Genomic DNA, 21601 nt, shown 5'->3' with positions numbered 1-21601 from the left:
GAGGTGACGCGGCGCAGCCCTCATCCTCTTGACGCTCTCCCGATCGTCTGGCACCGTCTCGTGTGTCAGCGCTGTCATACCTGCGAGCACCGCCGCCCGCCCTCCACCGAAGGACATCGATGTCGCTTCACAGAACGCACCCACCCCTGCTCCGGCAGAACGTCGGCCGGGCGACCGCTGCGAGCGTCGCCCTGAGCCTGTTGCTCAGCGGCACGACGCTCGTCGCCGGGTCGGTCGCCGCGCACGCGGCGCCCGCTGCCCCCGCCGCGCTCGCCGACCCGGGCGACTTCTCGACGTCCTTCGAGTCCGGCGACCAGCCGCTCGACTGGACCAGCACGCCCGAGGACGGCGCGGGTGGCCCGCGGGTCGACGGCGTCGTGGGCACCTCCGTGCTCGAGCGCAGCCCGAGCACACCCAGCGGCGACGACGCGCTCGGCGGCGCCACGGACGAGCTCGCGTGGGAGGGCCCGTTCCAGAACGGCGTGGGCTCGGTGCCCGGGACGCTCGAGGACGCGACGACCCCCGACGGCGACCCCGCCCAGCACTGGGCGATGGAGGCGGCGGGCGAGACGTGGGTGCAGGTGCCCATGCCGACGCTCGAGCGCGGCGTCACGATGCGCGCCCAGGCGACCCTGACGGGGTCGGGCAAGGTGTTCCTCAACGTCTACAGCGGCGGCTCCGACGTCGGCGGCGAGTACGTGACGCTGACGGACGAGCCGCGGACCGTCACCGTCGACTTCGCGCGCCCCGCCTCGGGCGGCGGCACGCCGCAGTTCCAGATCCGCACGCGCGACGCCGCGGCCGTGGACGCGGTCATCTCCGGCACGTCGGTCCGCCGGCTGACCCCCGGGACGGTCGACTTCCCGGGCGACGTCACCGACCAGGTCGTGAAGGTCACGGCCAACAACGAGAACCCGCCGAACGAGTCGGCGGACAAGCTCGCCGACGGCGACGTCGCGACCAAGTGGCTCGCGGGCGCGCGCACCGCGCGGATCACCTACGAGCTCGACGCGGCGACGACCGTCAAGGCGTACGCGCTGTCGTCCGCGAACGACGCCCCGGGCCGCGACCCCCGCGCCTGGAAGCTCGAGGGCTCCACGGACGGGACGACCTGGACCGCGCTCGACACGCGCGGCAACCAGACGTTCTCGGAGCGGTTCCAGACGCGCGGGTACACGGTGGCGACGCCGGGCGAGTACCGCTTCTACCGTCTCGACATCACGTCCAACAGCGGGAGCGACGGCACCCAGCTCGCGGAGCTGCAGCTCGCGACCGAGGCGCTCGCGGCCACGAACATGACCGCGGAGGTCGGGTCCGGCCCGAGCGCGGCGTACAACTCGCGGTCTGAGGTCGGCTGGACGGGCACGGGCGCGCTGCACTACGCCGGGAGCCAGACGGCCGACGGCCGCGGCTTCGCCTACGACAAGGTGCTGGACGTCGACGTCCCCGTCGGCGAGGACACCGAGCTGTCGTACATGATCTTCCCCGAGGCGTCCGAGAACGACCTCGCCTACGCGAGCACGTACGCCGCCGTCGACCTCGCGTTCACGGACGGCACGTACCTGAGCGAGCTCGCCGCCGTCGACTCCCACGGCATCGGCCTGAGCCCGCAGGGCCAGGGCGACGGCAAGGCGCTCTACGTCAACGAGTGGAACTCCGTGGTGTCGCACATCGGCGACGTCGCGGCGGGCCGGACGATCGACCGGATCCTCGTCGGCTACGACAACCCGGCCGGGCCGGCGGACTTCAGCGGCTGGATCGACGACGTCGAGGTCACCGGTGACCCCGAGGAGCCGACGGCGCAGCGCCCGTCCGACTACGTCGTCACCACGCGCGGCACCAACTCCAGCGGCGACTTCTCCCGGGGGAACAACATCCCCGCGACCGCCGTGCCGCACGGCTTCAACTTCTGGACCCCCGCCACGGACGCGGGCACGAACCGCTGGCTCTACCAGTACCAGAAGGGCAACGACGAGCAGAACCGCCCGTCGATCCAGGCGTTCTCGCTCAGCCACGAGCCGAGCCCGTGGATGGGCGACCGGCAGACGTTCCAGGTGATGCCGTCGACCGGGACGCCGGACGCGAACCGGTCGCGGCGCGCGCTGACCTTCGACCACGACGCCGAGGTGGCCCGCGCGCACTACTACGGCGTGACGTTCGACAACGGCATGCGCACCGAGATCGCGCCCACCGACCACGCGGCGATGCTCCGGTTCACGTTCACGGGGGATGAGTCGAACCTGATCTTCGACAACGTGAACGACGACGGCGGGCTCACCCTCGACGCCGAGGACGGCGTGGTCTCCGGCTACACCGACGTCAGCACGCCGGGCAGCTCGGCCGGCATGACGCGCATGTTCGTCTACGGCGAGGTCGACCGGCCCGTCACCGCCAGCGGGAAGCTCACGGGCGGCGGTGGCGGCGACGTCACGGGCTACCTGACGTTCGACACGTCCGACGACAAGGTCGTGACCCTGCGCCTCGCGACGTCGCTCATGAGCGTCGAGCAGGCGCAGCACAACCTCGACCTCGAGATCGCCGCGGGCGACACGTTCGACACGGTGAAGGACCGCGCGCAGGACCTGTGGGACGACGCGCTCGACGTCATCGAGGTCGAGGGCGCGGACCACGACACGCTCACCTCCCTCTACTCGAACCTGTACCGGCTGAACCTCTACCCGAACTCGGGCTACGAGAACACGGGCACGGCGGCGGACCCGGTCTACCGGCACGTCGTGCAGTCCTCCGCGTCCGGGGACCCCGCGCCCGAGGGCACGACGGCGACGACGACCGGCGCGCGCATCGAGGACGGGAAGGTCTTCGTCAACAACGGCTTCTGGGACACCTACCGCACCGCCTGGCCGGCCTACTCGCTGCTCTACCCGAGCGAGGCGGGGGAGATGGTCAACGGGTTCGTGCAGCAGTACGAGGACGGCGGCTGGATCTCGCGCTGGTCGGCCCCAGGCTACGCGGACAGCATGACGGGCACGAGCTCGGACGTCGCGTTCGCCGACGCCTACCTCAAGGACGTCCCCGGCATCGACGTGCAGGGCGCGTACGACGCCGCGCTGAAGAACGCCTCGACCGCGCCGCCGAGCGCGAGCGTGGGCCGCAAGGGCCTCGACCCGGCCACGTTCCTCGGCTACACGCCGACGTCGACGCACGAGAGCGCGTCGTGGTCGCTCGAGGACTACCTCAACGACTACGGCATCGCGACGATGTCGAAGAAGCTGCTCGACACGAGCGGCGACGACGACCCGCGCCACCAGGAGTACGCGGACAACTACGAGTACTACCTGAACCGGGCCCTGAACTACGCGACGCTGTTCGACCCGGCCACGGGCTTCCTGCGGGGCCGCGAGGAGGACGGCTCGTGGAGCCAGTCCGCGGCGGACTTCGATCCCGAGGTCTGGGGCAACGAGTTCACGGAGACCGACGGCTGGAACTTCGCGTTCCACGCGGTCCAGGACGGCCGGGGCCTCGCGAACCTGCTCGGCGGCACGGACGCGCTCGGCGCGAAGCTCGACGAGTTCTTCGCCACGCCCGAGACGGCGTCCAAGCCCGGCTCGTACGGCGGCGTGATCCACGAGATGCGCGAGGCCAAGGCGATCCGCCAGGGCCAGTGGGGCCTGAGCAACCAGGTCTCGCACCACATTCCCTACATGTACGCGTTCGCGGGCGAGCCCTCGAAGACGGCCGAGACCGTGCGGACCGCGATGGCCCGCTCGTTCACGGGCAACGACATCGGCCAGGGCTACCCGGGCGACGAGGACAACGGCGAGATGTCGGCGTGGTGGCTGTTCAGCGCGCTGGGCTTCTACCCGCTGCAGATGGGCAGCCCGTCGTACGTCATCGGCTCGCCGCTGTTCACGCAGGCGACGATCCACCTCGAGAACGGCAAGGACCTGGTGATCGACGCGCCGGAGAACAGCGCGGAGAACATCTACGTGCAGGGCGTGACGGTGAACGGCGTCGAGCAGTCGGCGACCTACCTCACGCACGAGCAGCTCGCCGACGGCGGCACGATCGTCTTCGACATGGGCCCGACGCCGTCCGAGTGGGGCACCGGGGCGGACGACGCCCCGCCGTCGATCACGCAGGGCGACGACCTGCCCGACCCGCTCGCCGACGTCGCGCGGTCCGGCAGGGCCACGACGGGCGACGAGGGCGCGGACGGCGCGGCGCTGTTCGACGACACGTCCTCGACCGAGCTCGCGATCGGCTCGTCGCCGGTGACGTACGAGCTCACGGGCACCACGGCGCGGGCGCGGATGTACACGCTCACGTCGGCCGCGGCCGACGGCGCGGACCCCACGGCGTGGACGCTCGAGGGCTCGACGGACGGGGAGACCTGGACGACGCTCGACGAACGCACGGACGAGTCGTTCGCGAACCGTCGCGAGACGCGCGCGTTCTCGATCGCCGACCCGGGCGTGCACCGCTACTACCGGCTGCACGTCACGGCGTCGACCGGCGGGGCGGCGACGCTCTCGGAGGTCGAGCTCCTCGCGCACACCCCGAAGGTCGGCGAGCTCGCCGGCGCGATCGACGCCGCTCTCGACGCCGGTCGCATCCCGGCGGGCACCGCGGAGCGGCTCGGGGCGATCGTCGACGCGGCGCAGGGGGCCGAGGACGCGCACGACGCCGCGGGCGTGGTCGCGCAGCTTCGCGCGCTCCGTGCGGCGGTCGACACCACGGTCGCCTCGGAGCTCGACGACGAGACGCGGGCCGAGCTCACGCTGCTCCTGTCGCAGTGGCTCTCCGCGAGCACGGGCCTGGACGAGATCCGTGCCCAGGTCGGGGCTCTGCAGCGCAGCGGTGACGTCGCCGACGCGACCGCGCAGGCGCTCCTCGACCTGGTCGGCACCGCCCAGGAGCAGCTCGACGGCGCACACGCCGACGCGCTGGCCGCGACGCTCGCCACCCTGCGCAGCACCGTCGCCGACGCCGCTCCGGCCGAGGTGAGCGACCACGCGCGCGAGGTGCTGCTGCCGCTCGTGACCGCGCTCGTCGAGAACCCGCCCGCGGCGCAGCGCGCCGCGAGCGCGGCGAGCACGCTCATGAGCGACTACGACCCCGAGAAGGCGTGGTGGCCGTCGAGCTGGTGGAACTCCGCCGTCGCGACGCACACGGTCGTCGACTACATGAGCCGCACGGGCGACCTGAGCTACCTCGAGCAGATGGACCGCACGTTCGAGCGCAACAAGGCGCCGTTCCCGGCGGGCGAGATGTCGGGCGACGAGCTGCTCGGGAACTTCACGAGCCGCGCGATCGACGACTCCGCGTGGTGGGGGCTGGCGTGGATCGCGGCCTACGACCTCACGGGCGACGAGAAGTACCTCGACATGGCCGTCGTCATCGGCGACTACGTCCACGGCTACTGGGACGAGTCCACGTGCGACGGCGGGGTGTGGTGGGACGCGGAGCGGACGTACAAGAACGCCGTGACGAACGGCCTCTACGTCCGGCTCGCGGCCGAGCTCCACAACCGCATCGACGGGGACACGACGTGGCTCGAGCGCTCGCAGACCGCGTGGGACTGGCTCACCGCGAGCGGCATGATCAACGCCGACGGCCTCGTCAACGACGGCCTCACGGCGGACTGCCGCAACAACGGGGGCACCGTGTGGAGCTACAACCAGGGCCTCGCCATCGGCGCAGGCCTGGAGCTCCACCGTGCGACCGGTGACGCGGAGCCCCTCGAGACCGCCCAGCGGCTCGCGGACGCGGCCCTGGCCTCGGACGCGCTCGTCGTCGACGGCGTGCTGACCGAGAGCTGCGACGCGCTCGACCGCACGTGCGACGACAACGGCAAGCAGTTCAAGGGCGTGTTCATGCGGTACTTCATGGACCTCAACGACACGACGGGCTCCGCGGAGTACCAGCAGTTCGTGGACCGGCAGGCCGCGACCATCTGGTCGCAGGACCGGGCCGCGGGCGACCGGCTCGGTGTGCGCTGGGCCGGCGGCGAGTCCGCCGAGCACCCGAACGTCTTCGACTGGCGAGCCCAGGCCAGCGCGTTGAGCGCGCTGATCGCCGCGACGCCGCAGGCTCCGGAGGTCCGCGTGGACGTGCAAACCCGTTGCGTCGCCGGGACGGCCTACGTCGCAGTGCGGGCGACGAACGTCGGCACCGGAACGCTCGACGTCGGCGTCACGACACCGTTCGGCACGAAGACCTTCTCCGGGGTCGCCGCGGGCAAGAACGGCTACCAGTCGTTCTCCGCTCGCGCGAAGACCGTCGAGGCGGGCAGCGTCACCGTCACGGCGGTGCCGTCCGGCGGTGGCCAGCGCACGACGCAGGAGGTGAGCTACCCCGCGCGGACCTGCTGACGCCGCACGCGCCGGTCGGGGTCGGTGGGTCCAGGACCCGCCGACCCCGACCGGGCGCAGGGGTCAGAGCGCGGCTGCCTCGGTGTCCACGGTCGTCGTCGGACCGTGCTCGGGTCCGAGCAGACTACTCACGCGGGTGACGGCCCGACTCGTAGGCCCACATCGCCGCCTCGACGCGGTTGCGCACCCCGAGCTTGGTGAGGATGCCGCCGACGTGGGTCTTGATCGTGCCGCGCGAGAGGTAGAGGCGGGCGCCGATCTCGTCGTTGGTCAGGCCGGCCGCGAGCAGCGCGAGCACCTGCTCCTCGCGCTCGCTCAGCGGTGCCACGGGCTGACGGGGGCGCCGCGACGGGCGCGCGAACTCGGCCAGCAGCCGTGTCGTGATGCGCGGGGAGATCAGCGCGTCGCCGCTCGCGGCGGCGTGCAGCGCCTCGGCGATCAGGTGAGGGCTCGCGCCCTTGAGCAGGAACCCCTTCGCACCGGCACGCAGCGCGCCGTAGACGTACTCGTCGAGGTCGAACGTGGTGATGACGACGACGGCGAGCGGGTCGGGGACGTCCGGGCCGGCGAGCAGCGCGGTCGCCTCGATGCCGTCGAGGCGAGGCATCCGGATGTCGAGCAGCGCGACGTCGGGCCGCACCTCCCGCGCGAGCTCCACCGCGGCTGCACCATCGGAGGCCTCGCCGACCACCTCGATCCCCGGCTGCGCGTCGAGCAGCATCCGCAGACCGGTGCGCACCGGTTCCTGGTCGTCCGCGACGAGGACGCGGATCATGCGTCGTGCCCCTGTGGGAGCCGGGCGCGGACCGTCCACCCGCCGTCGGGATCGGGGCCCACCATGACCTCGCCGCCGAGGAGTGCCGCGCGTTCGGAGATCCCCTGCAGCCCGTGCCCTGTCCCGGACGGGCTGCGGACGCCCGCACCGTCGTCGTGGACGACGAGCTCCACCGCGTCGGCGTCGGCGGTCAGGGTCAGAATCACGTCGATAGTGGTGGCGCCCCGGGCATGCCGCCGCGCGTTGGTGACAGCCTCCTGCGCGATGCGGAAGAGGCTGGACGCGACGATGTCGGGCGGGGTCGCGGTGTCGTCGAGGCGCACCCTCACGGTGGGCGGGCCGGGGTCGGCGAGGGACGCCAGCTGCGCCAGGCCGGGCGACGGCTCGAGACCGGCCGGCGCGCGGAGCTGGCGGACGAGCGAGCGCATGTCGGTGAGCACGGCCTGCGCCTCGCGCTCGATGACGTCCAGCGACTCGGAGACCCGGGAGGTGTCGTCGGGGTCCGTCGCCGCCACCTGCGCGCGGATCGCGATGGCGGAGACGTGGTGCGCGACCGTGTCGTGCAGATCGCGGGCGAGCGACTCCCGCTCCGCGGCACGGACCGCGTCGAGCTGGCTCGTGCGCGCCGCGACCCGCTCACGCCGGAACGCCCCCACGAGGCACGCGCCACCGACGAGCGCGACCCCCGCGACCGCACCCTGGACGCCCTCGCCGCCGAGCGCGACGGTGACGACCAGACTGCCCGCCAGGACGGCACCGCCGAGCACCCGGTCGCGGCCCGAACCCCAGCGGAACAGGGCGTACGGCGCGAGAAGGACGGCGAGCATCGTCGCGAGCCCGTCGGGCCCGGTGCCGACGGCCGCCTGGGCGACCTGGAACCCGGCGCCGACGAGGGTCGTGAGCGCGACGACGAGCAGCGGGCGGCTGCGCCGCCACGGCAGGGGCGCCACGACGGCGATCGCGACGAGCGTCGCCGCCAGGGGCCACGCGAGATCGGGGCGCAGGACGCTCTCCAGGACCGCCACGCCGACCAGGACGACGACGAGCACGGCGTCCCGTGCCCTCGGTCCGCGGTCACCGGGCGCCGCCGGACGTCCGAGGAGGTCCCGCAGCCGGCGTCGCACGCTCGGCATGCTAGCGCCCGCGGTCAGGCGGCGGGCACGGCGCGGCGCGGCCGGCGACGGGCGGTGGCCCGGCGGCGCGCGATGAACCACTCGGCGACCGCGATGTTGATCAGCCACCCGGCGTCCATCTGCACGGTGCGCCAGAAGGCGTCGGGCTCGCCGAACAGCACCACGAACGGCGCGGACGTGAGCACCTGAGTGCCCGCGCCCAGCGCCAGGGCGTACGCGCGGATCATCCAGGCCCCGTGCGCGAGGACGTCGCGCCGCAGGATCGCCCGCACCCCGAGCACGAGGAACACGAGCATCGCCAGCCCGACGAGGTAGCGCGACACGGTGAGCGGCCCGTCGTCGATCGGGGGCACGTCGTAGTTCGCCGTCATCCATAGTCCCGATGCCGCGACGACCAGCCCGGCCGGCACGAGGACGTAGCGCCCGGCGATGCGGTGCCACGCGAGGTGGCGTCGTCGCAGGCCCGGCAGGAGCTGGAACGCCCCGACGACCGCGTAGACCACCGCGGCGACGATGTGCAGGACGACGGGGAGCGGCACCTGCAGGAAGCGCGCGTTGGCGGGCGTCTCGGGTGCGCCCGAGGCGATCTCGCCGAGGCGCACGCCGCCAGCGAGCGACGGGACGAGGGCGAGGGTGATGAGCCCGGCCGCGACGAGCCATTCCGTGCGGGACGACCCGCGCCGGGCGCGGCGGGGAGCGCTCGGAGCGGTGCGGGCGACGTCGTGTGCGGTGTCCATGGGGTCGATCGTGGATCGACCGGGCACGCCGGCGCTTCGGCCATGTGGCCGAACGTCGAGTCCGGCTCCCGTCTTCTCGCCGGCTCAGCGTCCGTGCGGGTCGGCCGCGTTGAGGGTGCGCACGACGTCGGCGTAGTCGCCGCGCGCCTCGCCGTGTCGGAGGAACTTCACGCGCTCGACGAGGATCTCGTGGGCGTCCGGCCGGGTCCGCAGCAGGTCGATCACCTCGTTGACGAACTCGTCCAGCGGCATGGCGAACGAGCTCTCGCGCTGACCCGGCAGGAGGTCGGTCGCGACCGACGGCGGCACGAGCTCGGTCACGCGGACGCTCGTGTCGGCGAGCTGCAGGCGCAGCGCCTCGCTGAGCATGTGGATCGCGGCCTTGGAGGCGTCGTAGCTCGGGGTCGCCTGGAGCGGGGCGAACGCGAGGCCGGAGGACACGGTGACGATCGTCGCGTGCGGACGGGTCTGCAGGTGCTCGACGAACGCCCCGACGAGGCGGACCGGGCCGAGCACGTTCGTCGTGAACGTCTCCTCGGCCGTCGCGAGGAACCCTTCGGGGTGGTGCCAGTCCTCGACGCGCATGATGCCGGCCATGGCGACGAGCGTGTCGAGGTCGGGGTGGCGCTCGAGCACCTCCTTGGCGGCGGACTCGATGCTCTCGGGGTCGGTCGTGTCGATGCGCACGGAGTCGATGCCGGGGTGCTCGGCGGCGATCTGCTCGAGCAGCTCGGTGCGTCGTCCGCCGACCACGACGGTGCTGCCCTGCCCGTGGAGCGCGACGGCGAGCGCGAGGCCGATGCCGCTCGTGGCGCCGGGGATGAAGACGGTGCTGTTCGTGATGTCCATGACCCGATCCTCGGCGCGTCCCGCCGACCGTGGCAGAGACGGGCGAACGGGGGACCGGCGATCCCTGGCACAGCGCGGGGCCGCCGACCACGATGGGACCCATGGACCGTGCCGCGCTCGCCGACTTCCTCCGCCGCCACCGCGAGGCCCTGCAGCCGGGCGACGTCGGGCTGGGACCTGGGCTGCGGCGTCGGGCACCGGGACTGCGCCGCGAGGAGGTGGCGCAGCTCGCGCTCATGTCCACCGACTACTACACGCGCCTGGAGCAGCAGCGCGGGCCGCAGCCGAGCACGCAGATCCTCGCGTCGATCGCCCGCGCGCTGCGCCTGACCGACGACGAGCGCGACTACCTCTACCGCGTCGCCGGCCACGGCGTCCCGGACCGCACGGTCGACATGGGCCACGTCGCCCCGGCGCTCCAGCGCGTGCTCGACCGCCTCTCCGACACCCCGGCGCTCATCCTCGACCCGCTCGGGCGGACCCTGGTGCAGAACGACCTCGCACGCGCCCTCTACGGCGACGCCACCGCGTACACCGGGTGGGAGCGCAGCGAGATCTACCGCTGGTTCGCCCATCCGGAGACGGCGCGCGCCGTCTACCCGGAGGACGACCGGTCGCGGCAGGGCAGGGCGCTCGTCGCGAGCCTGCGGGCCGCGCTCGGGACTCTTGGGCCGGCGTCGGGCGCGGGCGACCTCGTCACGGTGCTCGAGCGGACGAGCCCGGAGTTCGTCGAGCTGTGGGCGCGGCAGGAGGTCGCCCGGCGCTTCACCGACCACAAGGTGATCGTGCACCCGGAGGTGGGGGAGATCGAGGTCGACTGCCAGGTGCTCCTCACCGAGGACCAGCTCCAGGCCCTGCTCGTCCTCACGGCGGCGCCCGGCACCGAGTCGGCCGAGAAGATCCGGCTGCTCGGCGTGCTCGGCACCCAGGACCTCGCCGTCGAGCCACGGGAGACGCGTCATGCAGGTCGGTGAGACCGACGAGTTCTGCCGGCGCCGCAGGTCTGGGGGTCGTACCCGTGATCGAAGGAGATGAGCGATGCGCGACGTGACCTACTCGATGGGCGTCTCGGCGGACGGCTTCGTCGCCGGCCCTGACGGACGGTTCGACTGGAGCGAACCCGACGAGGGGGTGTTCCAGCACTTCATGGACGAGCTCCGCGGCGTCGGGGCCCACCTGCTCGGGCGTCGTCTGTACGAGGCGATGCTGTACTGGGAGACCGCCGAGGAGGACCCGTCGCTCGGCGACGCGGAACGCACGTGGGCCGCGCTCTGGAAGGCGCTCCCGAAGGTCGTGTTCTCCACCACGCTGACTGCTGTGGAGGGCACCAACACCCGGTTGGCTGCTGGTGGCCTGGCCGAGGAGGTCGCACGGCTCCGTGCGGAACCGGGGGAGGGCGAGATCGCGATCGGCGGTGCGGCACTCGCCGCGGAGGCTGCCGCGCTGGACCTGATCGACGAGTACCGGGCGATGGTCCACCCGGTGCTGGTCGGCGGCGGCATCCCCTACTTCCCGCAGGACGAGCGCCACGTCGACCTCCGCCTCGTCGAGGCACGGACGTTCGCGTCGAACGTCGTCCTCCAGCGCTACCGGGTCGAGAGGGAGCGCTGACCGGCACGGCCGTGCGCCCGAGGCGGGGACGAACGGCACATCTCGGCGCGGCTTGCTACGGTGCCGTGGGTGTTCTCGAACTGGAAGCGCCAGCGCGCCGCACGGCGCCTCAAGCCCGGTGACGGGCACTCCCTGCCGCGATTCCGGTGGTGGCAGCTGTTCTCGCGCACGGTGTTCCATCTCCGGCTCACCGGCGAGGACGGGCGACCCGAGACCTGGTCCGTCGACGTCCGGCTCTGGGGCGACTCCGACGACGGCGAGGTGCGGGCCCGGCTCTACCGGGACGGCCGCCACCAGGCGACATCCAAGCTCCCGGCGGAGTTCCCGGTCACGGGCGGGACCGTCGAGGTGGTCACCAGCGGCTACGGGCTGAGGCGGTGCCACTACGTCCCGGACGACGGCGGCCCCGCACGACAGCTCGCGCCGGACCCGGCCTCGGGCGAGGGCCGTCGCGCACGGCTCGAGCACCGGCACCCGGGGGTGAGCCGGACGATCGGGTTCGTCACCTGGGCCGTGCTCGTGGTCGCCCTGGTGCTCGGCGTCCCGCAGATCGTGGAGCAGATCTCGCAGATCCCGCCCGTCGCGGAGAACATCGGCACGTTCACGTCCCCGATCCACCTCTCGGGGGCCGTCAACGTCGCGCTCATCGTCGCCACCCTGCTCGCGAGCACCGAACGCGCGCTGCGCCTGCGCTACCACTGGCTGCTCGACGGCGGGCTGTTCGACGGCGACGACTGACCGGTCAGCCGGCCCCGACCCTCGGGGGTGCGACAGGGCTGCCGGGTGCGGACCCGAACGCCGCGGCGACGGCCGCGGTGCGGCTCGCCACGCCGAGGCGTTCGAAGACGTGCTCGAGGTGCGTGCGGACCGTCGTCGACGAGATGCCGAGCGCCGCGCCGACCTGGTCGTTGGACATACCGTTCTGGACGAGGTGCAGGATCTCCCGCTGCCGATCGGTGAGCGCCTGTGCCGGTGCGTCGGCCGGCGCGACGACCGCGGTGAGGACGTCGCGAAGGTGGGGCAGGAGGAGCCGGCAGATCGTCAGCTCTCGCTCGCCGAACGCAGAGCCCGACTCTCGGGGCGCAAGGATGCGCAGCGACCTCGCCCCGCCATGCGGAATGCCGAAGATCAGCTCGTCGGCACAGTCGAGGTACTCCCGGTGCACGGGATGCTCGGACCAGCGGCGCTCGCCATACCAGGATCGGAGGCTGGTGGCCACGGGCCCCCCGGTGCGCTCGATGAGGCTGCACGGGCTCACCCACCAGTGGTCCTGCAGCACCTCTGTACCGTCCTGCAGGTCGTCGGACGTCAGGTCGGCGCGGGCGAGCACGTACTCCTCACCGGCCTCCACGCCCTGCATGTGCTGGTACGAGAAGTCCCGGGCGTCCATCGCGTGGAAGGCGACGCCGTCGCTGTCGAGCAGCTGCTCGAGACGGCGGAGGATCTCGGACACCACCGTCGTGCTCGGCGCGTGCCGAGCCGACTGCGCGAGGTCCAGGATGTCGCGCAGCACGAGGATGTCGGTGCTCGACGGAGCGGAGCGTGACATCGCACCTCCCAGGTCCGGTCCTTCGACCATAGGACCGTCGGGGCCCCGGGGGAAGGCCGAGACGACTCCCACCGTGGTCGACGGCCGCGGATACGACGAACGTCGTATGGCCCCGGCCGTCGACCGCGCCCGACGCTGGGAGCACACGCGCCGGACCCTCCGGCGCCACTCCTGGAACGGGGAAGAGCGATGAGCTCCGCGATCTGGTCACGTGCGCGACGTCAGGCAGCCGTCTGGTGCGCCGCTTCGGTACTCGTGACGGCGACGGCCCTCTCCGGGGCGGCGTACGCCGGTGACGCACCACCGTCGGGTGGCGGGGCGGTGCTGCGGACGGCCCCGTCCTGCATCGCGGACGGAGGCCGGCTGACGGGTGGAGCCGTCTCGCCGGCGATCATCGGCACCGCTCGCCCGTACGTCATGAGGTGACGGGAAGGACGTCGCATCGCCGCTCCGGCCTGCGCGGCGCGCGACAGCCGGGATCCGCACCGGTCACGGGTCGAGCCGCTTGCGCAGCAGGCAGAACTCGTTGCCCTCCGGGTCGGCCAGCACGTGCCACGACTCGTCACCGGTCTGGCCGACGTCGGCCGGACGCGCACCCAGCGCGAGCAGCCGCTCCAGCTCGGCGTCCTGGTCGCGGTCGACGGGGTTGACGTCGATGTGCAGGGGCAGCTTGCCGCGCCGCGGGTCGGTGCTCCGGCTCAGGATGAGGGTGGGCTGCGGGCCGCCGAACCCGGCGTCCGGCGGGCCGATCTCGATGCCGTCGTCGTCCCGGTCGAGCTCGACGTACTCGAGGACGTCGCACCAGAACCGCGCGAGCAGCTCGGGGTCGGCGCAGTCGAGGACCAGCTCACTGATGCGAGATGCCATGCCTCGCACTCTAGGGAGTCGCACCGTGCAGGTGCACGCCCATTCGACGCGGACAGCGAGGCGGGGCCACGCACGGGCTGTCCGTCCTCCGCGGTACGGTGACGACCGTGCTGACGCTGTGCTCGCTGCCAGGAGCGCACTGGCTGCCGCCGGGTGGCCGCGCCGACGTCGTCCTTCTGGACGAGAACGAGCCGGTGCCGGAGCCGACGGCCCTCGTCCGCCTCCTGATCCGCGACGAGGCGGGCCGCGTCTTCTGCGTCCCCCGCACCGGTGGCCGACCGGGCTGGGACCTGCCTACCCAGACCGTCGGTGACCAGGGGGCCGGCGGGGCGCTCGACGGCCTCGTCCGCACGGTGCTCGGGCGGCCCCACGAGACGACGCCGGTGGGCTACGTGCGCAACACCGTGCCAGACGGAACCGCGTACGCGTGGCCGTCGCCGGTCGCGCACTTCGCCGTGCACCGCGTCCTCGGCGGCCCGCGCCCACGGGTGGACGGCACGTGGTTCGAGTCGTCGGAGGCGGGCGAATACCTCGGCGACCGGCACTGGTGGCCGCTCGTCGGCGTCGACCAGGACGCCGCTCGGGCGATGACGGACGAGCTGGTGGTCGCCGGGGGGCTGTGGCTGCACGGCATCGACCGTGACCGTGACCGCCTGACGGCATCGGCGACCGATGCGCTCGTCCTCGGGGTGGACACTCTCTCGCTGCGTGAGCTCGCGGGGCTGCACGGTGACGAGCACTGGCCCGAGGTCGACGCACTGATCGAGACGACCATGACCGAGCTCGGGCTGCCCGCGCTCACTCGGGCGCATCTCCTGCGCACGGAGCTCCACGGCCAGGCGCGCCGGATCGTCACGGGGTCGGCCGAGCCACGATCCTTCACCGCGTGGGCATGGCGGCGGCTTCGCGACGTGGCTCCGGATGACGAGGCATCCACGCTGCGACTGCTTGTCGCGCTCGACGACGAGTACGAGCTGCTCGCGGCGCTGGAGGCGTGGGCCGAGGAAGGGGATCTGGCGCGAGAGGTGCGGTCCCTCGACGATGCCGTCCGTCACGCCGCGACAGCGATCGCGGGTGGCGACGACCTGACAGGTCCCGGCTTTCCGGCACGCCGCCTCTGAGCAGCGGACAACCCGAGGCCGTGGCACTGTTGCCCGCGACACGTGCGACGAGAGGGAATCGGCATGGCTCTGGGCAGACGTCGGACGCGAGAGCGCGAGGATCAGCGCGCGGAGGGCAGGGCGGTCGTCGTCCGGGAGCCCGTCGACGACGAACCGGCGAGCGCGCGACCCGAGCCGGTCCCGCCGTTGCGGGGCGCGTCGCAGCTGTGGGCCGACGGCGTCGGTCGCGCCGGGACGCGGTCGCTGCAGGTGCTGGCGATCCTCGCGCTCGTCGCCGTCGCCGTCTTCGCGGTGACGCGGTTGACGCTCATCGTGATCCCGGTGCTCATCGCGCTGGTGCTCGCCGCGGCGATCTCGCCGCTCGTGGTCTTCCTGCGTCGCAAAGGGCTGCCGTCGTTCCTCGCGACGGTCATCGCTCTCATCGCTCTCGTCGCCGTCCTCGCCGGGGTCGTGTGGCTGATCGTCGTCGCCGTCGTGGACCAGTGGCCCGAGCTGCGTGACCAGGCGATCGACGGCTTCGACGAGCTGCAGGTCTACATCCAGAACCTGCCGTTCGACATCACCGAGGAGCAGCTCCAGTCGGTGCGGGACTCCGTGGTCGGTCTGCTGCAGTCCGACGCCGTGGGTGCCGGTGCGCTCGCGGGCGTCTCCCAGACGGTCGACTTCGTGGCCGGGTTCTTCGTGATGATCGTCGTGCTGTTCTTCTTCCTCAAGGACGGCCCGCAGATCTGGGAGTTCCTCCTCCGGCCGTTCCAGGGCGCGCGGTACGAGCGCGGCCAGCGGATCGGCGACTCGACGGTCCGCACGCTCGGCGGCTACATCCGCGGGACGGCGATCGTCGCGCTCGTCGACGCGGTCGCGATCGGGATCGGCCTTGCCATCGTCGGCGTCCCGCTCGTCCTCCCGCTCTCGGTGCTCGTGTTCCTGCTCGCCTTCATCCCGCTCGTCGGCGCGACGCTCGCCGGCGTCCTCTGCGCGCTGGTCGCGCTCGTGGCCGTGGGGCCGGTCGAGGCGCTCATCGTGGTGGCGATCGTCATCGCGGTCAACCAGCTCGAGGGCGACCTGCTGCAGCCGGTCGTCATGGGCCGGACGCTGCGCCTGCACCCGCTGGTCATCCTCATCGCGCTGACCGCCGGGACGGTGCTCGCCGGGCTCACCGGAGCCGTGCTGGCCGTCCCCATCGCCGCGTCGATCTGGCGCGCGATCCAGGTGTGGGACGGCCCGGACCTGCCCGCCCGCTTCGCGCGGCAGAAGCGACGCGAGACGGTGGAGACCGGCTGATCGAGGGCCGGGTCAGACGGCGGGGCCCTCGACCGGCTCCAGGTCCCCGGGGAGCCACGACTTCTCGAACCAGGGCTCGAGCGGCCCGTACAGGCGCAGCAGGGGGAACCACGACTTCCCGGGCACGGTCTCGACCCAGTTCTGCTCGCGCCCCGCGGGCGGCTCCGGTCCGAACCACAGGACGATGCTCCCGTCGTCCTCCGTCGCGACCGTGCCGGTGAGGCTCATGACGCTCGGGTACGGGTCGGCGGTCTGCAGGAGCGACCGGGTCTGGGTGTCGTAGACGTCGACGGCCCAGAAGTTCTTCGCCGGCGGGTTAGGTGGCAGCACGAGCCGGTACGTGCGCGCGCCGTCGAGGACCTTCCCGTGCGCGTCGTGGGCGGTGTACGCGTACGCGGAGCCGGCGCCCACCTGGGCGTGCGCCATCGCCGGCGTGACGACCGTCGCGAGGAAGTGGAACTGGGTCCGGGCGTCGAGCAGGCGCGCGCCGTCGGCGAGGAACTCGTACGAGCCGCCGAGGAACCCGTTGAGCCAGCTCGACCCGGGAGCGACCGGCGCCTCGGGGTCGCGCGGGGAGTACACCAGCGCGCGGCTCATCGCCGCGGCCGTGCGTGCGGCGGTCTCGAGCGTCGCGCGGAGCTCCTCGCTCGGCGCGAACGGCCGGTCGTGCCGGATCCCGAGTGCACGCAGCAGGCCGGCGCGCTCGGGGTCGAGCGAGCCCGGCGGCTCCTCCGCGACGATCTCGGCGACCTCGTCGAAGAAGGACGCGTCGTTGGCGTGGACGGTGTTGACGCGGGCCCCCGCGATGTTCACGAACTCCGTCGACGGGGGCTCGGCCGCGTCGGCGAGCGGGTAGACGCGCGTCTCCTTCATCGCCGGCACGCCGCCCAGCGCGCGCAGCACGACCCAGTTGGTGAACGTCGGCGTGCGGTAGACGAAGTACCCGTCCGGGACGTCGCCGTCGTGGCCCGGCGGGAGGAACAGGTACCGCCCGCCCTCGCCGCGGTCCGGCCCGGCGATGCCCATGTCGGCCACGTACCGGAACCAGAAGTCGTCCACGACGCACAAGGACTGCTTCGGCGGTTCGATGACGAACGGTCCCGTCTCGCGGAGGTCGAAGAAGAACGTCCCGTACGTCGTCTCGGTGTTCGCGGTGAGGAAGATGCCGTGCGAGTCGGCCCGGGGCTCGGTGTAGCCGATCTGCTGCGACCGCACCAGGCCGAGGCTGCGGAAGCCGTTCCGCATCGCGACCAGCGACGCGCCCGGGATCGTGGCGAGGTACGCCTCGATGCCCCGGACGAGGTCGAGCGACGCGTAGAGGCGGTCGACCGACTCCGGCGTCGGGACCCCGTCCACGAGCTCGAACCGTCCGAGCGGCGTGTCCAGGGGGGACGGCGTGCTGACGGCGGCGAGGACCGCGGCGAGCGGATCCTCCTGCAGGTCCTCGGCGCGCTCGGTCATCGCAGTGCCCTTCGTCCGCGTGTGCGGCCGGCGCCCCGTCGACGCCCGCCCGACTACCGCGACCGTAGGGCTGCTGGGGGACCAGGGCGACCGGGACAGGAGCACTTCACCCGCGCCGGGTCCGGACACCGGTTCGGCGTTCACCGGCGCTCGACGGCGTCGGCCCACAGCCACGCCCAGCCCTCCCGTCCGTGCCGGTCGACATACCGGACGTTCACCTGGCGCCCTGCCCACGCGATCGCCTCCCCGTCGACGTGCGACTCGCCCGACTGGCGCTGCGTGATCCAGGCGCGGACCGGGATGCCCTCGTCGGGCCGCACGATCGCGGCGTCGCGGCGCGCGAGCGCAGGCGCCTCGTCGGCGCTGTCGCGCAGCGGCACGTTCTCGATGCCCGACGGCCTGCCGCCGTGCGGTCCTCGACGCGTACCCATCCGCTGATCGTAGTCGAACACCTGTTCGATAGGGGCTCTCTTGCTCGCGGGTGAGGGCGGGTCGGCCGTCGCCGCCCGTGGAGACGGCGTGTCGACGACGGGCGACCCGCGGCGTCGTGCGACGTCGACCAACCCGTCGACAACGGGCCGACGCGGCAGACCGGCCGGCTTCCTAGCGTCGCTGCCATGACAGAGAACCGACACCGCGCGACAGAGGACCGGCCCGCACCGACGACGGACGTCGCCGGCAGGCCGACGAGAACCGGATGGACCCACGGCCGCTGGTGGACGGCCGCCCGGGTCGTCGCGCTGGCCTACGCCTGGGTCGCCATGATCCTGCTCGGCGCCGTGGTGCTCGAGACGTTCATGATCTACCCGAACATCTTCAGCGACCCGCCCGCGTCGCTCGAGCTGGCGATGGAGTTCCTCGCCGTGAGCGGCCCGTCCGACGTCTTCCCGCCGCTCGGGTTCCTCTCGTGGACCCTCGTCGTCGCGGCGCTGCTGCTGTGCTGGCGCCAGCGTGAGGCGCGGTGGTGGCTGCTGCTGAGCCTCGCGATGGCCGTCGGCGAGGGTGTCGCGTCCATCCTCTACTTCTGGCCGCGCAACGAGATCATGTTCGTCGAGGGACTCGCGGTGCACCCGCCCGAGTACCTGGCCCAGGTAGCCCGCGAGTTCGAGACGTGGCACTGGCGGTCCCGCATGGGGTTCAGCGTGCTCGCCGCCGTGGGGGCGTTCGTCGCGTACCTGCGGATGTACCGCGCGCGGCTCCTCAGCGGACCGGCCCTCGCGACCGGCCGATGAACGCGATGATCGACGACGTCGCGGCGCTCCTCGGGCGAGGGATGGTCGACAACCCCCTGCACCAGGTCGTCTACGGGACCGTGGAGGCCGCCGCCGCCCGCGCGCACGCCCGGCTGATGCGTGTCCTCGTGGCGAGCCCTCGCCTGCACGTCGACGTCGTCGAGCACGACGGGACACTCGTGGGGGTCGCGGCGTCGGCGCCGCCGGGCAGGTGCCGGCCGTCGTCCGGCACGCGGCTGCGGCTGCTCGCCGCGGCGGCGCGTGAGGGGCCGAGGGTCGCCGCAGGCCTGGTGGCCTGGACGGGGGAGTGGGCCCGGCACGATCCGGCCGAGCCGCACGTCCATCTTGGGCCGGTGTCCGTGGACCGGCACCTGCGGGGCCGAGGCATCGGCGGCGTGCTGCTGGCGCGCCACGCACGCTCGCTCGACGCGTCGCGCGCCGTCGGCTACCTCGAGACGGACCGGCCGGAGGCCGTCGGCTTCTACCGCCGGTTCGGCTACGACGTCGTCGGGGAGTCGGACGTGCTCGGCGTGCGCTGCTGGTTCATGCGGCGCGCGGGAGGATGAGCGGGTGTCGAGGGAGCAGGACGCCGAGGAGCACGCGATGATCGCCGAGATCGGCGTGCGGCACCGGCTGTGGCCGGTCGATGCCGCGGTGCGAACCGTCGCCCGCGGAACGGAGAACACCACGTGCGCCGTCGCGGACCACATCGTGCGTCGGTCGGACGACGTGGCCGCGGTGGCACGCGAGGTCGCGCTGCTGCACGCGCTCGCCGGCGCCACGGCGGTGCCCACCCCGGTTCCCGTCGCGCACGAGCCCGAGCTCGGGATCCTCGTCTACCGGCGGCTCGCGGGTGAGCCCCTCCTGCGACGGCCCCGCCGGGCGAGCGGCGGGGTCGAGGACGCCCTCGTGGACGTGCTGTCGACGCTGCGGCGCGTCGCCCCGCGCCTCGACCTGCCCCTCGACCACCCGTCGACCGAGGAGTGGCACCGGGACGCCGCGCGGTCGTTCGACGCCGTCCGGGCGGCCCTGCCGCCGGCGTGGGCGGCCGCGGTGGCCGCGTTCCTCGACGAGTCACCACCGCCGACGGCGACCCGGACGGTCGCGCAGCACAACGACCTCGGCGCCGAGCACGTCCTCGTGGACGCGCACGGTGGCGTGACCGGCGTCATCGACTGGACCGACACGGCCCGGGCGGAGCCCGCTCGCGACACCGGCCGCATCCTGCGCGACCTCGGGCCGGGGACGGCGTTCCGCGTCGCCGAGCGGCTCGACGGTCCGCTCGACCCCGACGACGAGCGCCGCCTCTGGTTCCACGCGCGCTGCACGTGGCTCGAGGACGTCGAGTACGCGCTCGAGGACCCCAAGGCCAGGGCGGCGTACCTGGCGAACGCCGGGCGCGCCGTCGAGCACGTCTTCCCGGGCACGTCGCGCCCGTCCCGAACCGCGGCCGACGAGCGCTCGTCGAGGCGACCTCATGGCCGCTGAGGTCGAGGGCATGTCTCCCGGCTCGGAGCGGAGCCGGACGGCGGGCATCGCCGACCGATACCGGGCCGGGATCTCGTGGCGGAACCTGCTGCGCGATCAGTTCGGGCCACGGCAAGGCCCGATGAGGAGGGACGCCGGAGTGGTCGGTCTCGGTCGTGCTGTCTACCCTGCTTGAGGAGTCCGTCCGACCCAGGGAGCTTGCGATGCCGCATGTGTGCTCAGCCGACGGCACGTCGATCGGGTACGACCGGCTCGGCGACGAGGGGCCCGCGCTGGTGCTCATCGGTGGCGGCCTGGACGACGGCACGGAGAACCGCGCCCTTGGCGATCACCTGGCCAGCAGCTTCGCCGTCGTGAACTACCGGCGCCGTGGTCGCGGCGACAGCGACGACGGACAGCCCTACGCCGTGGAGCGGGAGGTCGACGACCTGGCGGCGGTGATCGACGCCGCCGGAGGGCGAGCGCACCTCTTCGGAGCGTCGACCGGAGGGGCGCTCGCGTTCGAGGCGGCCGCCGCGGGACTCCCTGTCGACCGGATCGCCGTCCACGAGGTGCCGTACCAGGTGGGCGATGCGATGGTCTCCGCGTGGCAGGCGTACAGGCTCGAGCTCGACGCCGTGCTCGACGCCGGCGACCGCGATCAGGCGCTCCGGCTGTTCATGCAGCTGGCCGGATCCTCCGAGCAGGACGTCGCGGGCGCAGAGGCCTCCCCGGTGTGGCCCGCGCTGCGTGCGCTCGCACCGACGCTGCGCTACGACGCGGCATGTCTCGGTGACGGCCCGCCGCCCGTCGACCGTCTTGCGATGGTGCGGCAGCCGGTGCTCCTGACGACCGGCATCGCGGTCGACGCGCAGATGGCCGGGCTTCCCGCCGACTTCTTCGGTGCGGCAGCCGACGCTGCCGCAGCCGTGCTGACCAACGCCCGGCGGGAGACCTTCGGGGTCGAGGGGCACGTGGCTGACCCGGCCGTCCTCGCCCCCGTCCTCAGCTCCTTCTTCGCCGGCTGACGCGTCGGTCGGGGGCGCGATCGGCTGGTGGTCGGCGAGCGCACGGTGGAGCGTCGACCTCCTGCGTGGGATGCGGTCGCGGCAGCTCGACGACGCGCCCTACGGCATCTCCACGACGCCCGTCGAGCCGAGGTCGGTCCGTACCGAGATGCTCGTCG

18 protein-coding genes are annotated in these 21601 nt (G+C 72.9%); 10 read left to right on the top strand and 8 right to left on the bottom strand.

The window, feature by feature from the left end; all coding sequences use genetic code 11:
- Positions 1-119: 119 nt before the first annotated feature.
- Complete coding sequence (locus tag NFS20_RS07320; RefSeq protein ID WP_251151070.1) at positions 120-6332, top strand: GH92 family glycosyl hydrolase; 6213 nt, start codon at positions 120-122, stop codon at positions 6330-6332.
- A 124-nt stretch (positions 6333-6456) separates the two neighbouring features.
- On the opposite strand, the gene NFS20_RS07315 is transcribed toward NFS20_RS07320, so the two are convergent.
- The 4 genes from NFS20_RS07315 to NFS20_RS07300 all read right to left on the bottom strand — a co-directional run bounded on the left by NFS20_RS07315 (position 6457) and on the right by NFS20_RS07300 (position 9826).
- Positions 6457-7107, bottom strand: a complete 651-nt coding sequence (locus NFS20_RS07315; RefSeq protein ID WP_251151069.1) for a response regulator — start codon at positions 7105-7107, stop codon at positions 6457-6459.
- Entirely contained in the window at positions 7104-8231 is a 1128-nt protein-coding gene (locus tag NFS20_RS07310) for a sensor histidine kinase (protein WP_251151068.1), read from the bottom strand. The genes NFS20_RS07315 and NFS20_RS07310 overlap by 4 nt, the downstream gene beginning before the upstream one ends.
- A 23-nt stretch (positions 8232-8254) precedes the next feature.
- Complete coding sequence (locus NFS20_RS07305; RefSeq protein WP_251151067.1) at positions 8255-8977, bottom strand: DUF2306 domain-containing protein; 723 nt, start codon at positions 8975-8977, stop codon at positions 8255-8257.
- 84 nt (positions 8978-9061) lie between these two features.
- Complete coding sequence (locus NFS20_RS07300) at positions 9062-9826, bottom strand: SDR family oxidoreductase (RefSeq protein ID WP_251151066.1); 765 nt, start codon at positions 9824-9826, stop codon at positions 9062-9064.
- Positions 9827-9927: 101 nt separating this feature from the next.
- Here NFS20_RS07300 and NFS20_RS07295 point away from each other — a divergent pair, with 101 nt between their 5' ends.
- The 3 genes from NFS20_RS07295 to NFS20_RS07285 all read left to right on the top strand — a co-directional run bounded on the left by NFS20_RS07295 (position 9928) and on the right by NFS20_RS07285 (position 12175).
- Positions 9928-10800: a helix-turn-helix transcriptional regulator gene (locus NFS20_RS07295; protein ID WP_251151065.1), complete on the top strand. Its 873-nt coding sequence runs from the start codon at positions 9928-9930 to the stop codon at positions 10798-10800.
- A 64-nt stretch (positions 10801-10864) separates the two neighbouring features.
- Positions 10865-11437 (top strand): dihydrofolate reductase family protein, encoded by a 573-nt coding sequence (locus NFS20_RS07290; protein ID WP_251151064.1) that lies wholly within the window; start codon positions 10865-10867, stop codon positions 11435-11437.
- Between the two features lie 69 nt (positions 11438-11506).
- Positions 11507-12175: a hypothetical protein gene (locus NFS20_RS07285; protein ID WP_251151063.1), complete on the top strand. Its 669-nt coding sequence runs from the start codon at positions 11507-11509 to the stop codon at positions 12173-12175.
- A gap of 4 nt (positions 12176-12179) precedes the next feature.
- Here the strand turns inward: NFS20_RS07285 and NFS20_RS07280 are convergent, their stop codons facing one another.
- Both NFS20_RS07280 and NFS20_RS07275 read right to left on the bottom strand, forming a co-directional pair.
- Entirely contained in the window at positions 12180-12986 is an 807-nt protein-coding gene (locus tag NFS20_RS07280) for a helix-turn-helix transcriptional regulator (RefSeq protein ID WP_251151062.1), read from the bottom strand.
- A 489-nt stretch (positions 12987-13475) separates the two neighbouring features.
- Positions 13476-13853: a VOC family protein gene (locus tag NFS20_RS07275; protein ID WP_251151061.1), complete on the bottom strand. Its 378-nt coding sequence runs from the start codon at positions 13851-13853 to the stop codon at positions 13476-13478.
- A gap of 107 nt (positions 13854-13960) precedes the next feature.
- Here NFS20_RS07275 and NFS20_RS07270 point away from each other — a divergent pair, with 107 nt between their 5' ends.
- Together NFS20_RS07270 and NFS20_RS07265 are read left to right on the top strand one after the other, a co-directional pair.
- Positions 13961-14974 carry a hypothetical protein gene (locus NFS20_RS07270; protein ID WP_251151060.1) on the top strand — a complete coding sequence of 338 codons (1014 nt, stop codon included), beginning with the start codon at positions 13961-13963 and terminating at the stop codon, positions 14972-14974.
- 63 nt (positions 14975-15037) lie between these two features.
- Entirely contained in the window at positions 15038-16255 is a 1218-nt protein-coding gene (locus NFS20_RS07265; protein ID WP_251151059.1) for an AI-2E family transporter, read from the top strand.
- A gap of 12 nt (positions 16256-16267) precedes the next feature.
- On the opposite strand, the gene NFS20_RS07260 is transcribed toward NFS20_RS07265, so the two are convergent.
- A complete protein-coding gene (locus NFS20_RS07260; RefSeq protein ID WP_251151058.1) occupies positions 16268-17716 on the bottom strand; it encodes a DUF1254 domain-containing protein in 1449 nt (482 codons plus the stop codon).
- A 140-nt stretch (positions 17717-17856) separates the two neighbouring features.
- Positions 17857-18147, bottom strand: a complete 291-nt coding sequence (locus NFS20_RS07255) for a hypothetical protein (protein WP_251151057.1) — start codon at positions 18145-18147, stop codon at positions 17857-17859.
- Between the two features lie 186 nt (positions 18148-18333).
- Here NFS20_RS07255 and NFS20_RS07250 point away from each other — a divergent pair, with 186 nt between their 5' ends.
- From NFS20_RS07250 to NFS20_RS07235, 4 genes are all read left to right on the top strand, one after another.
- A complete protein-coding gene (locus NFS20_RS07250) occupies positions 18334-18948 on the top strand; it encodes a hypothetical protein (RefSeq protein ID WP_251151056.1) in 615 nt (204 codons plus the stop codon).
- Positions 18945-19514, top strand: coding sequence for a GNAT family N-acetyltransferase (locus tag NFS20_RS07245; protein ID WP_251151055.1), 570 nt, complete (start codon positions 18945-18947; stop codon positions 19512-19514). The genes NFS20_RS07250 and NFS20_RS07245 overlap by 4 nt, the downstream gene beginning before the upstream one ends.
- A gap of 4 nt (positions 19515-19518) precedes the next feature.
- The gene (locus tag NFS20_RS07240) at positions 19519-20436 is read left to right on the top strand and encodes a phosphotransferase family protein (protein ID WP_251151054.1); all 918 of its coding nucleotides are present in this window, start codon (positions 19519-19521) and stop codon (positions 20434-20436) included.
- Between the two features lie 203 nt (positions 20437-20639).
- Positions 20640-21443, top strand: coding sequence for an alpha/beta fold hydrolase (locus NFS20_RS07235; protein WP_251151053.1), 804 nt, complete (start codon positions 20640-20642; stop codon positions 21441-21443).
- Positions 21444-21601: the final 158 nt, after the last annotated feature.

Source organism: Cellulosimicrobium sp. Marseille-Q4280 (genome assembly GCF_943181405.1).
Classification (GTDB): domain Bacteria; phylum Actinomycetota; class Actinomycetes; order Actinomycetales; family Cellulomonadaceae; genus Cellulosimicrobium.
This window is presented reverse-complemented; position numbering and strand designations above follow the sequence as displayed.

What these genes read in the sequence shown, in the direction of transcription:
- NFS20_RS07320 (WP_251151070.1), top strand. Translation starts at nt 120, where the DNA reads ATGTCGCTTCACAGAACGCACCCACCCCTGCTCCGGCAGAACGTCGGC.
- NFS20_RS07315 (WP_251151069.1), bottom strand. Translation starts at nt 7,107, where the DNA reads ATGATCCGCGTCCTCGTCGCGGACGACCAGGAACCGGTGCGCACCGGT.
- NFS20_RS07305 (WP_251151067.1), bottom strand. Translation starts at nt 8,977, where the DNA reads ATGGACACCGCACACGACGTCGCCCGCACCGCTCCGAGCGCTCCCCGC.
- NFS20_RS07300 (WP_251151066.1), bottom strand. Translation starts at nt 9,826, where the DNA reads ATGGACATCACGAACAGCACCGTCTTCATCCCCGGCGCCACGAGCGGC.
- NFS20_RS07295 (WP_251151065.1), top strand. Translation starts at nt 9,928, where the DNA reads ATGGACCGTGCCGCGCTCGCCGACTTCCTCCGCCGCCACCGCGAGGCC.
- NFS20_RS07290 (WP_251151064.1), top strand. Translation starts at nt 10,865, where the DNA reads ATGCGCGACGTGACCTACTCGATGGGCGTCTCGGCGGACGGCTTCGTC.
- NFS20_RS07280 (WP_251151062.1), bottom strand. Translation starts at nt 12,986, where the DNA reads ATGTCACGCTCCGCTCCGTCGAGCACCGACATCCTCGTGCTGCGCGAC.
- NFS20_RS07275 (WP_251151061.1), bottom strand. Translation starts at nt 13,853, where the DNA reads ATGGCATCTCGCATCAGTGAGCTGGTCCTCGACTGCGCCGACCCCGAG.
- NFS20_RS07265 (WP_251151059.1), top strand. Translation starts at nt 15,038, where the DNA reads ATGGCTCTGGGCAGACGTCGGACGCGAGAGCGCGAGGATCAGCGCGCG.
- NFS20_RS07260 (WP_251151058.1), bottom strand. Translation starts at nt 17,716, where the DNA reads ATGACCGAGCGCGCCGAGGACCTGCAGGAGGATCCGCTCGCCGCGGTC.
- NFS20_RS07255 (WP_251151057.1), bottom strand. Translation starts at nt 18,147, where the DNA reads ATGGGTACGCGTCGAGGACCGCACGGCGGCAGGCCGTCGGGCATCGAG.
- NFS20_RS07250 (WP_251151056.1), top strand. Translation starts at nt 18,334, where the DNA reads ATGACAGAGAACCGACACCGCGCGACAGAGGACCGGCCCGCACCGACG.
- NFS20_RS07245 (WP_251151055.1), top strand. Translation starts at nt 18,945, where the DNA reads ATGAACGCGATGATCGACGACGTCGCGGCGCTCCTCGGGCGAGGGATG.
- NFS20_RS07235 (WP_251151053.1), top strand. Translation starts at nt 20,640, where the DNA reads ATGCCGCATGTGTGCTCAGCCGACGGCACGTCGATCGGGTACGACCGG.